Source organism: Micromonospora sp. NBC_01655, from assembly GCF_026339755.1.
Taxonomy (GTDB): Bacteria; Actinomycetota; Actinomycetes; order Mycobacteriales; family Micromonosporaceae; genus Micromonospora.
This window is the reverse complement of record NZ_JAPEQF010000001.1, coordinates 4,406,843-4,418,359: the sequence shown is the minus strand read 5'-3', so window position 1 is coordinate 4,418,359 and position 11,517 is coordinate 4,406,843. Positions and strand designations below refer to the sequence as shown.

Here is an 11,517-nt window from a genome sequence, read left to right as displayed (position 1 = left end):
CCGGAATGCTGTCGATCGAGAACCTGTCGGTGGCCATCCGCCGCCCCGGCCGCGAGGTGGCCGCGCTCAGCGACGTCACGCTCGCCGTACGACCCGGCGAGGTCGTCGGCCTGGTGGGGGAGAGCGGCGGCGGCAAGAGCATGGTCGCCCGCGCCGTGGTCGGACTGCTCCCCGGCGGCTCGCACGCCACCGGGCGGGTCGTCTTCGACGACGCGGACGTGCTGCGGATGGACGAGTCCGCGCTCAGCGCCCACCGCGGTCGGGGAGTGGCGATCTGCTTCCAGAACCCGCGCGGCGCGCTCAGCCCCACCCGCACCGTCGGCCGGCAGCTCGTCGACCGGCTCGTCACCCACCAGGACATGCCCGCGGAACGGGCCCGCGAGGCCGCGCGGGAGCTGTTCGAGTCCGTCGGCATCCGCAGCCCGCAGCGCCGGCTCGACGCGTACCCCCACGAGCTGTCCGGCGGGATGGCCCAGCGGGTGATGATCTCCCTGGCCACCGGCTGCGCCCCCGGCCTGCTGATCGCCGACGAGCCGACCACCGGCCTCGACGTGACCCTGACCCGGGAGATCCTGCGGCAGTTCCGGCACGCCGCCGACACCGACGGCCGAGCCGTGCTGCTGATCTCCCACGACCTCGCCTCCATCGCCCAGGTCTGCGACCGGGTGGTGGTGCTCTACGCCGGCACCGTGGTGGAGAGCGGCCCGGCCGCTCAGGTGCTGCGCCAGCCGGCGCACCCGTACACCCGCGCGCTGCTGCGGTCGGTGCCCGACCTCGGCGGCCGGCCCGTCGTCGCCACCCCCGGCGCGATGCCCCTGCTGACCCGGGCGCCGCTCGCCTGCCCGTTCGCCGCCCGATGCGCGCACGCCGACGACACCTGCGCCACCCGCCGGCCGCCCACCGAGCCCCTCGCCGGCGGCCCGGACGGCTGGTCGCTGGCCTGCTTCCACCCCCGCACCGGCCCCCTCGACGCCGACCCGGGCGACGCCCCGCCCGGCTCGGGCGGCCCGGTTGGTTCGGTCGGTGCGGTCGGCACGGTCGGCTCCGCCGTCGTCGCCGCGGCGGCCCCCGTATCCGAGGCCGCGGACCCGGCACCGCGCGGCGCCGGTCCCGCCGTACTGGAGATCGACGACGCGCACGTCGTCTACCGGAGCCGGTTCTCCTCCGGCGGCCACCACGCGCTGCGCGGGGTGAGCCTGCGGCTCGCGCCCGGCGAGACGCTCGGCGTGGTCGGCGAGAGCGGCTGCGGCAAGAGCACCCTCGCCAAGCTCATCATGGGCCTGGTGCCGCCCACCTCCGGCACGGTCACCGTCGCCGGGCACCGCGCGGCGCCCGGCCGGGGTCGCCCGTCCGGGCGGGCGGCGCGGCGGCTGCGCACCCGCGCCCAACTGGTGTTCCAGGACCCGATCGGGTCGCTCAGCCCGCGCCGCACGGTCGGCGACTCCATCGCCGAGCCCCTGCGGGCCGCCGGCCTGCCCGCCGCTGAGCGCGACGCCCGGGTCGCCGCGGTGCTGGACCGGATGGAACTGGACCGCGCGATCCTGCGCCGCTACCCGCACGAGCTGTCCGGCGGGCAGGCGCAGCGGATCGGCATCGCCCGCGCCCTGGTCGGCGAGCCGGACCTGATCGTCTTCGACGAGCCCACCTCGGCCCTCGACGTCACCGTGCAGGCGCAGATCCTCGACCTCATCGCCGACGTGGCCGCCGACGCCGAGCGCGCGGCGGTGTTCATCTCCCACGACCTGGCCACGGTGCGCGGGTTCGCCGACCGGGTGGTGGTGCTCTACCTCGGACGCGTCGTCGAGGAGGGCCCCGTCGACGTCGTCTTCGACCACCCCCTGCACCCGTACACGCGGGCCCTGCTGGCCAGCGCCCCCCGCCTCGGCGGGACCCCGCCGGCCGACGCCGCCCCGGTGGAGCTGGTCAAGGACCTGGAGGAGGCGGACGCGGTGACCGGCTGCCCGCTGGCCGCCCGCTGCCCGTTCGTCACCGACACCTGCCGCACACAGCCACAGCAGCTCCAGTCCCACGGCGCGAGCCAGGCCGCCTGTTGGCGGATCCCTGAGCTCCCCGCCCTGATCGGAAAGCAGGCCACCACGCCATGACACGTCGTCCCGTCCGGCTGGCCGTCGACATCGGTGGCACGTTCGTCGACGCCATGGAGCTGGACACCCGCACCAACCGGGTCCGCTTCCGCAAGGCATCCACCACCCCCGCGCGCCCCGCCGACGGGGTGCTCGCCGCCATCGCCGCCCTGGGCACCGACCTGTCCGAGGTGGAGCTGTTCATCCACGGCACCACCCTCGGGCTCAACGCGGTGCTGGAACGCCGGGGCGGACGCACCGGCATCATCACCAACGACGGCTTCCGGGACGTCTTCCTCATCGGCCGGGGCAACGTCCCCAACGACCACATGTACGACTTCCAGTACGAGCGGCCGGAGAGCCTGGTCCAGCGCCGGTTCACCGCCGGGGTGCGGGGCCGGCTCGACCACCGGGGCCGGGTGGTGGAGGAACTGGACCCCGACAGCGTCCGCGCCGCTGCCCGCGCCCTCGTCGTCGACCAGCAGGTCACCTCGATCGCCATCTGCTTCCTGCACTCGTTCCTCGACCCGAGCCACGAGCAGGAGGCCGCCCGGCTGATCCGCGAGGAGTTCCCCGAGGTAAGCCTGTCGCTGTCCACCGACATCGTGCGTGAGTACCGGGAGTACGAGCGGACCAGCACCACCGTGCTGGAGGCGTACATCCGGCCGATCTTCGAACGGTACGTCGACGAGCTGGAGGCCGGGCTGGCCGAGCGGGGCTTCACCGGCCGGTTCCTGATCATGCGCTCCGGCGGCGGCTCGATGACCAGCGCGGTGGCCAAGACCTCGCCCACCCACACCGTGCTGTCCGGCCCGGCCGGCGGCATCGTCGGCGCCGCGTACCTCGCCGCCGAGCTGGGCCGCGACAACCTGCTCACCTTCGACATCGGCGGCACCTCGCTGGACGCCTGCGTCATCGAACGCGGCACCCCCGTCGCCGCGTACGAGGCCCAGCTCGAACACTTCCCGCTGCTGATCCCGACGTACGACATCCGGACCATCGGCGCCGGCGGCGGCTCGATCGCCTGGCTGGACCGGGGCCTGCTCAAGGTCGGCCCGCACAGCGCCGGCGCCGACCCCGGCCCGGTCTGTTACGGCCGGGGCGGCACCCGACCGACCGTCACCGACGCCGCCGTCGTGCTCGGCTACGTCGACCCCGACCGCTTCCTCGCCGGCACCATGGGGCTGCACGACGAGGCGGCGCGCGACGCCGTACGCGAGCAGCTCGCCGAGCCGCTCGGCCTGAGCGTGGAAGCCGCCGCCGCCGGCGTGTTCGACGTGCTGCTGGCCCGCACCGTCGGCGCCGTCCGGCAGATCACCGTCGAACGCGGCCACGACCCCCGGCAGTTCTCCCTGCTCGCCTTCGGCGGGGCGGGGCCGCTGCTGGCCCCGCTGCTGGCCCGGGAGATGGGCATCGGCGAGGTGATCGTGCCCTTCGCGCCGTCCGGCTTCTCCGCCTGGGGCATGCTGTCGGCCGACATCGTCAACGACTTCAGCCGCACGGTCATGGCCACCCTCGACGACGCGGACCTCACCGAGCTGGACCAGCTGTTCAAGGCCGTCGAGGCAGAGGCGGTCGCCTCCCTGGTGGCGCAGGGCGTGCCGGCCGGCCAGGCCGTGCTGGAACGGCAGTTCGAGCTGCGCTACCTGGGCCAGGAACACAGCCTGATGGTCACCGTCGGCGGCACGCTGGACCGCGACGCGGTCCGGACCGCCTTCGACGAGCTGCACCGCAGCCGGTACGGCCACACCATGGGCAACCCGCTGCAGATTCTCAACCTGCGGGTCCGTGGCATCGGCCGCACCGACCGGCCGGAGCTGGGCACCCGCCCGCGCGGCGACGGCGACCCGGGGCAGGCCCTGCTGGCCCACCGGGACGCCTACGACGTCGGGCGGCGCGCGGTCGTGCCGTTCGCCGTGTACGACCGGTCCGCGCTGGACGCGGGCGACACGTTCGCCGGTCCGGCGCTGGTCGACGAGGGCACCTCCACGACGGTGGTGCCCAGTGGCCAGCGGGTCACCGTCGACGACCACGGCCACCTGCTCGTCACCCTGGAGGATGTCGCATGACCACCCTGGACGGCGCCCGGGTCGAGGTCGTCCGCAGCTACCTGCTGTCGGCCGCGGAGGAGATGCGGGCCACCCTGATCCGCACCTCGTTCAACCCGGTCATCTACGAGGTGCACGACTTCGGCCTGTCGATCTACGACCCCGACCTGCGGCTGGTCGCCGAGGCCACCGGCCTGACCTTCTTCCTCGGCGCCAACGACCACTCGTTGGCCAAGGGCGTCGAGTACGTCGGCCGGGACAACCTGCACCGCGGCGACGTGGTGCTGCTGAACTACCCGTACTGGAACGCGGCGCACGCCTACGACGCGACCCTGTTCGCGCCGGTCTTCCGGCCCGACCCGGCCGACGCGGACGCCGACGGCGACCTGGTGGGCTTCCTCTGCGTCCGGGCGCACTGGATGGACCTGGGCGCCAAGGACCCGGGCTACGTGCTCGACTCCACCGACATGCACCAGGAGGGCCTGATCTTCCCGGGCACCAAGGTCGTCTCCCGGGGCGAGCCGGTCCGCGAGATCCACGAGCTGATCCGGTTCAACTCGCGGATGCCCGACGCCGTGCTCGGCGACCTGCACGCGCAGATCGCCGCGCTGCGCACCGGCGAGCGCCGGCTGCTGGAGATCGTCGAGAAGTTCGGGCGGCCGACCGTGGACGCGGCCGTCGACCGGATCATCGCCGACGGCGAGGCCCGCGCCCGGGCCGCGCTCGCGGCCCTGCCGCAGGGTAGCTGGACCGCCGAGGACTGGGTCGACGACGACGGCATCACCGACGACCCGGTGAAGATGCGGGTCACCGTCACCATCGCCGACGGCACCTTCACGGTCGACTTCGCCGGCTCGGCGCCGGCCACCCGGGGTCCGATCAACATGCCGTTCGGCGCCACCGAGGCGATCTGCAAGGTCATCCTCAAGTCGCTGACCTCACCCGACGAGCCGTCCAACGCCGGCACCGTCGCGCCGCTGGAGGTACGGGCCGAGCCCGGCACCCTCTTCCACGCGGTCTACCCGCAGCCCACCTTCACCCTGTGGACCGGCATCGTCGCCGTCGAGCTGATCCTCAAGGCCCTGGCCCAGGGCATGCCGGACCGGTTGCCGGCGTCCAGCGGCGGTGACGTGCCGGGGTTCATGATGGTCGGCCTGCACCCGGACACCGGGCAGATGTTCGCGGTCAGCAACAACGACCTGGTCGGCTGGGGCGGCACCCCGGACCACGACGGGATGGACGCCGCCACCCACGTCTCCGGCAGCACCGGCCGGGGCACCCCGATCGAGGTGCTGGAGGCGCGGACGGGGATGTTCTTCGAGCGGGTGGAGATTCGTACGGATTCGGGTGGTGCTGGTCGGTTCCGGGGTGGGTGTGGGTTGCGGCGGGACATTCGGTTCTTGTCGGCGGGGGAGTTCCTGTCGGTGATCAAGAAGACGAAGTCCGCGCCGTGGGCGCTCGATGGCGGGTTGTCGCCGGAGCCGAATCGGGTGGTGGTGTTCCCGGGTACGGATCGGGAGGCGCGGGTGAGTACGAAGCGGACTCCGGTCGAGGCCGGTGACCGGGTGACGCTGTTGACCGCCGGTGGTGGTGGGCACGGTGACCCGAGGCGACGTGACCCGGAGTCGGTGCGCCGGGACGTCGCCGAGGGCTACGTCTCCGCCACCGCCGCCCGCGAGGTGTACGGGGTGGACCTCGATGGGTGAGCCGACCGTCGACGGGGCCACCGTCGAGGTGGTCCGCAGCTACCTCGTCTCCGCCGCCGAGGAGATGCGCGCCGCGCTGGTCCGCACCGCCTTCAACCCGGTCATCTACGAGGTCTACGACTTCGGCATCTCCCTCTACGACCGCCACCTGCGGCTGGTCGCCGAGTCCACCGGCCTGTCCCGCTTTCTCGGCGCCAACGACTACTCCATCCAGCGCGGCGTGGAGTACGTCGGCCGGGACAACCTGCACCCCGGCGACGTGGTGCTGCTGAACTACCCGTACTGGAACGCCGCGCACAGCTACGATGCGACGCTGTTCGCCCCGGTCTTCCTCCCCGACGGCGGGGAACTGATCGGCTTCCTGTGCGTCCGCGCCCACTGGATGGACCTGGGCGCCAAGGACCCGGGCTACGTGCTCGACTCCACCGACATGCACCAGGAGGGGATCATCTTCCCCGGCACGAAGGTGTACGCCCGGGGCGAGCCGGTCCACGAGATCCACGAGCTGATCCGGTTCAACTCGCGGATGCCCGACCTCGTCCTCGGCGACCTCAACGCCCAGATCGCCGCGCTGCGCACCGGCGAGCGGCGGATGACCGAGCTGTACCGGCAGTACGGACCCGTCACGGTGGACGCCGTGATCGACCGGGTGATCGCCGCCGCCGCCGACTCCGCCGCCGAGGCGGTGGCCGCCCTGCCGCAGGGTAGCTGGACCGCCGAGGACTGGCTCGACGACGACGGCGTCACCGACGACCCGATCCGCATGCGGGTCACCGTCACCGTCGCCGACGGCGCGTTCACCGTGGACTTCACCGGCTCCTCCCCGGCGGTGGCCGGGCCGGTGAACCTCCCGCTCGGGGCCACCATCGCCACCTGCCGGGTCGCGTTCAAGGCGATCACCACGCCCACCGAGCAGACCAGCGCCGGGCACTTCGCCCCGCTGCGGGTGCGTACCGAGCCCGGATCGCTGTTCCACGCGCGGTACCCGGCGGCCACCTTCACCCAGTGGACCGGCACCGTCGCCCTGGAACTGATCTACCGGGCCCTGGCCCAGGGCATGCCGGACCGGTTGCCGGCGTCCAGCGGCGGTGACGTGCCGGGGTTCATGATGGTCGGCCTGCACCCGGACACCGGGCAGATGTTCGCGGTCAGCAACAACGACCCGGTCGGCTGGGGCGGCACCCCGCAGCACGACGGGATCGGGCCGGCCAACCACCTGTGCCAGACCCAGGCCCGCAACACCCCCGTCGAGGTGCTGGAGGCGCGGACGGGGATGTTCTTCGAGCGGGTGGAGATTCGTACGGATTCGGGTGGTGCTGGTCGGTTCCGGGGTGGGTGTGGGTTGCGGCGGGACATTCGGTTCTTGTCGGCGGGGGAGTTCCTGTCGGTGATCAAGAAGACGAAGTCCGCGCCGTGGGCGCTCGATGGCGGGTTGTCGCCGGAGCCGAACCGGGTGGTGGTGTTCCCGGGTACGGATCGGGAGGCGCGGGTGAGTACGAAGCGGACTCCGGTCGAGGCCGGTGACCGGGTGACGCTGTTGACCGCCGGTGGTGGTGGGCACGGTGACCCGAGGCGACGTGACCCGGAGTCGGTGCGCCGGGACGTCGCCGAGGGCTACGTCTCCGCCACCGCCGCCCACGACCTGTACGGAGTGACCGCATGACCGCCGCAAGCACCCCCATGCCGCCGAGCCTGCTGCTCGGCAACTGCACCGTGCTGGACGCCCGCGTGACGGACGGCACCGGTCCCCTGCCCGACGCCGGCGTCTGGGTCCGCGGCGACCGGATCGCCGCCGTCGGCCCGTACGCCGAGGTGGCCGCGCGGGCCCGGGCCGCCGGCCCGGTGACCGACCTGGACCTCGACGGGGCGTACCTGACCCCCGGCCTGGTCAACATGCACACCCACTTCTCGCTGTCGCTGCCCGGCTCCGGGGGCGACAGCGTCAAGGGCATGGGCCCGCACGACCTCGCCCTCTACATGGCCGACGGGGCCCGGCGGACCCTGCACTGTGGCGTCACCACCGTGCGCTGCGTCGCCGAGAAGGACCACGCCGACTTCGCGCTGCGCCGCGCCATCACCGCCGGCCGCACCGAGGGTCCCCGCATCCACACCGCCGGCCGCGCCCTGGTCTGCACCGGCGGGCACGGCCACGAGAGCAGCGACACCCTCGAATGCGACGGGCCCGTCGGCTTCCGCCACGGCGCGCGCAGCCAGATCCGGGCCGGCGCGGACCTGATCAAGGTGATGGTCTCCGGCGGCATCGCCGGTGAACACGAGCGCATCCACACTCCCCAGCTCTTCGCCGACGAACTCGCCGCCGTGATCGAGACCGCGCACGCCTGGGGACGCAAGGTCACCGCGCACGCCGGACCGGCGGAGGTGATCGGCGCGGCCGTGGACCTCGGCCTGGACTGCGTGGAGCACGGCTACCAGCTCACCCCGCAGGTCGCCGCGCGGATGGCCGAGCGCGGCACGGCCCTGGTGCCGACCCTGCTGGTGACCCGGTGCAAGGAGTTCTTCGACGAGTTGGGCGTGCCGGAATGGATGCAGTGCCGTTCGCTCGGCGCCGGCCCCCGGCACCTGGACAGCTTCGCGACGGCCGTCGCCGCCGGGGTGCAGGTGCTGCTCGGCAGCGACATGCCGCCGTTCTGGGACTTCGAGGGCACCAACGCCACCGTGCGGGAGCTGGAGTACATGGCCGAGGTGATCGGGCCCGCCCGGGCCCTGCACGCCGGCACCCTCGGACCCGTCCGGTGGCTGGGCGTCGAGGACGACCGCGGCACCGTGCAGGACGGCAGGCTGGCCGACCTGATCGCCATGGACGACGACCCGCTCGACGGCGCCGCCGCGTTCCGGGGCGTGCGCTGGGTGATGAAGGGCGGCCGGGTCGTCCGCGACGACCGGGCCGCCGCGCCGGGAGGTGCGTGGTGACGTTCGCCGAAGCCGGGTCGGCGGCCATCGCCGCCGGGATCGACGACATGTACGAGGCGTTCCTGGCCGGGGACCGCCCCCGGTTCGACGCCCACCTGCACGCCGAGGTGACCACCTGGGAGAGCCACCTGCCCGGCCCGCTGCGCACCCGTTCGCAGCTCGACGCGTACCGAGAGCAGCGCGACGCCGCCGGGCGGCCCCGGCTGGCGGTGCTCGCCGCCCGGGACAAGCACATCGACGTCTGGGGCGACTTCGGCGTCGCCCGCTACGTCCTCGTCGCCCAGGCCCAGGCCCAGGCCCCGCCCGCGCTCACCCGCGTCACCGACGTGCTGCGCCGGGTCGGCGGCCGGTGGCTGATCGTGCACCACCACGCCGAGCTGGTGCGCGAACCGGAGGAGGCTTCGTGATCCGGCGACTGGTCGCCCACCGCACGGGCGAGCCGGCCGACGTGCTGTCGGTGGCGGAACTGCCCGACGACCCGCCGCCCGGCCCCGGCGAGGTACGCCTCGCCGTCCGCGCGGTCGGCCTGAACTTCCTCGACGTGTCGCTGTGCCGGGGCGAGTACCCGGTGCGGCCGGACCCGCCGATGACCCCCGGCGTCGAGGCCGCCGGGCGGGTCGTCGCCGCGGGCGAGGGTGCCGCGCACCTGCTCGGCCAGGAGGTCGTCGCCTGCCCGGCGCTGCCCCGCGGCGCGCTCGGCTCCACGGTGACGGTGGACGCAGCCGTGGTCGTGCCCCGCCCGTCCACCGTCGACCCGGTGACCGCGGCGGCGCTGCCGGTCACCTACCAGACCGCGTGGTTCGCCCTGGAACGCGCCGGCGTCACCGCCGGGCAGACGGTGCTGGTGCACGCCGGAGCCGGCGGTGTCGGCATCGCCGTCACCCAGCTCGCCGTCGCCCGGGGCGCGCGGGTCCTCGCCACCGCCGGCGGCCCCGCCAAGACCGCCGTCTGCCGGGACCAGGGCGCGGCGGTGGCCATCGACTACACCACCGAGGACTTCGTGGCCGCCGTGCGGGACGCCACCGGCGGCGACGGCGCCGACGTCGTCGTCGACCCGGTCGGCGGCGACATCCTCGCCCGGTCGCTGGACTGCCTGGCCTTCGAGGGCCGGCTCGTCACCGTCGGCGCCGCCGGCGGCCCACCTCCGCCGGTCGACCCGGCCCGGCTGATCGCCGCCAACGCCACCCTGGTCGGCCTGTCCTGGGGCTCCCGGTATCCGTGGCGCCGCGCCCCCGAGGTGCGTGCCGCCTACCAGGCCCTGTTCGACCTGCACGCCACCGGCGCGGTCCGGCCGCCGGTCAGCCGGGTGGTGTCCCTGGAACAGACCCCGGCGGCGCTGGCCGAGTTGGCCGCCCGCCGGACCACCGGAAAGATCATCGTACGGGTCGAGGAGAGGGAGCCGGCATGACGGAAACCCCGGACGGCGACATGGACATCTACGACCTGCGGGTCACCGTCGACCGCATCGAGGGGCGGTCAGTCTGCGGCATGGCGGTCGGCGACCACTTCGAGCTGACCGACAGCGCCCACCTGAAGCTGCCCGATGGCCAGCACTTCTGCGTGTACGCGCTGGCCTCCGTGCTGCCGTTCCTCGCCGCGAAGCAGCGCGACCTCGCCGCCGGGGACTGGCTGGCCCAGGACTCGCACTTCGCCTGCCCCGATCCGGAGGAGCGGCTCGTCATGAAGGTGGAACGGACCTGTCGGCGGCGGATGAACTCGGCGGACCTGACCTGATGGCCGTCGAGATCGGACTCGGGCTGCAGAGCGACAAGCCCGCCGGCGCGTACGCCGCGCTGGCGGCGGCGGCCGAGGCCCACGGCTTCGACGTGCTGACCGTCTTCGGTGACCTGATGTACCAACCGCCCATCTTCCCGCTGCTGGAGATGGCCGCAGCGACCAGCCGGGTCCGGCTCGGGGCGGCCTGCCTCAACCCGTACTCGCTGGCCCCGTACGAGATCGCCGGCCAGCTCGCGGCCCTGGACCTGGCCTCGCACGGCCGGGCCTACCTGGGGCTGGCCCGCGGCACCTGGCTCGGGGCGGTCGGCCTGGCCCAGCCCCGGGCGCTGACCACGATCGAGGAGGCGGCGGCCGTCGTCTACCGCCTGTTGCGCGGCGACCGGGACGGCTACCCCGGTCGGGTGTTCACCCTGGCGCCCGGCACCGCGCTGCGTTACGCCGTGCACCGGCCCGACCCGCCGCTGCTGCTCGGCGCCTGGGGCCCGCAGGGCGCGGCCCTGGCCGGCCGGATCGCCGACGAGATCAAGGTGGGCGGCAGCGCCAACCCCGACATGGTGCCGGTGATCCGCGACCGGGTGCGGGTGGGCACCGACCGGGCCGGTCGCGACGTCGCGGACGTCGGCATCGTGTTCGGTGCCGTGACGGTGGTCGACACCGACGGCGAGGCGGCCCGGGCGAAGGCCCGCACCGAGGTCGCCATGTACCTCGCCGTCGTCGCGGAACTCGATCCGACCGTAGCGCTGCCCGACGGCCTGGTGCAGCGGGTCGGCGCCCTGGTGGACGAGGGCGCGCACGAGGCCGCCGGCCGCCTCATCCCTGACGACGTGCTCGACCGGTTCGCGTTCTCCGGCACCCCGGCGCAGGTGGCCGCGCAGGCCCAGGCGCTGATCGACGCCGGGGTCCGCCGGGTCGAGTTCGGCACCCCGCACGGGCTGACCGACGACCGTGGCGTGGACCTGCTCGGCTCCGCCGTACTGCCCCTGCTGCGCAGGTAACCCCGCCGTCCCGCCC

At 74.0% G+C, this 11,517-nt stretch carries 9 protein-coding genes; all 9 read left to right on the top strand.

What is annotated here, in order from left to right; genetic code table 11:
* Nucleotides 1-5 precede the first annotated feature (5 nt).
* From OOK41_RS20220 to OOK41_RS20180, 9 genes are read left to right on the top strand one after another with little or no spacing between them, the layout of a single operon-like run.
* A complete protein-coding gene (locus OOK41_RS20220) occupies nt 6-2,105 on the top strand; it encodes an ABC transporter ATP-binding protein (protein ID WP_266267908.1) in 2,100 nt (699 codons plus the stop codon).
* Entirely contained in the window at nt 2,102-4,153 is a 2,052-nt protein-coding gene (locus tag OOK41_RS20215; RefSeq protein ID WP_266266312.1) for a hydantoinase/oxoprolinase family protein, read from the top strand. Before OOK41_RS20220 ends, OOK41_RS20215 begins: the two co-directional genes overlap by 4 nt.
* Nucleotides 4,150-5,838, top strand: a complete 1,689-nt coding sequence (locus OOK41_RS20210; RefSeq protein ID WP_266266311.1) for a hydantoinase B/oxoprolinase family protein — start codon at nt 4,150-4,152, stop codon at nt 5,836-5,838. Before OOK41_RS20215 ends, OOK41_RS20210 begins: the two co-directional genes overlap by 4 nt.
* A complete protein-coding gene (locus tag OOK41_RS20205) occupies nt 5,831-7,501 on the top strand; it encodes a hydantoinase B/oxoprolinase family protein (protein WP_266266310.1) in 1,671 nt (556 codons plus the stop codon). The genes OOK41_RS20210 and OOK41_RS20205 overlap by 8 nt, the downstream gene beginning before the upstream one ends.
* Nucleotides 7,498-8,769: an amidohydrolase family protein gene (locus OOK41_RS20200; RefSeq protein ID WP_266266309.1), complete on the top strand. Its 1,272-nt coding sequence runs from the start codon at nt 7,498-7,500 to the stop codon at nt 8,767-8,769. Before OOK41_RS20205 ends, OOK41_RS20200 begins: the two co-directional genes overlap by 4 nt.
* Entirely contained in the window at nt 8,766-9,176 is a 411-nt protein-coding gene (locus tag OOK41_RS20195) for a DUF4440 domain-containing protein (RefSeq protein ID WP_266266308.1), read from the top strand. Before OOK41_RS20200 ends, OOK41_RS20195 begins: the two co-directional genes overlap by 4 nt.
* Nucleotides 9,173-10,177 (top strand): NADPH:quinone oxidoreductase family protein, encoded by a 1,005-nt coding sequence (locus OOK41_RS20190; RefSeq protein ID WP_266266307.1) that lies wholly within the window; start codon nt 9,173-9,175, stop codon nt 10,175-10,177. Before OOK41_RS20195 ends, OOK41_RS20190 begins: the two co-directional genes overlap by 4 nt.
* On the top strand, nt 10,174-10,503 hold the full coding sequence (locus OOK41_RS20185) for a TIGR04076 family protein (RefSeq protein ID WP_117667253.1): 330 nt from the start codon (nt 10,174-10,176) through the stop codon (nt 10,501-10,503). The genes OOK41_RS20190 and OOK41_RS20185 overlap by 4 nt, the downstream gene beginning before the upstream one ends.
* A complete protein-coding gene (locus OOK41_RS20180) occupies nt 10,503-11,501 on the top strand; it encodes an LLM class flavin-dependent oxidoreductase (RefSeq protein WP_266266306.1) in 999 nt (332 codons plus the stop codon). Before OOK41_RS20185 ends, OOK41_RS20180 begins: the two co-directional genes overlap by 1 nt.
* Nucleotides 11,502-11,517 lie beyond the last annotated feature (16 nt).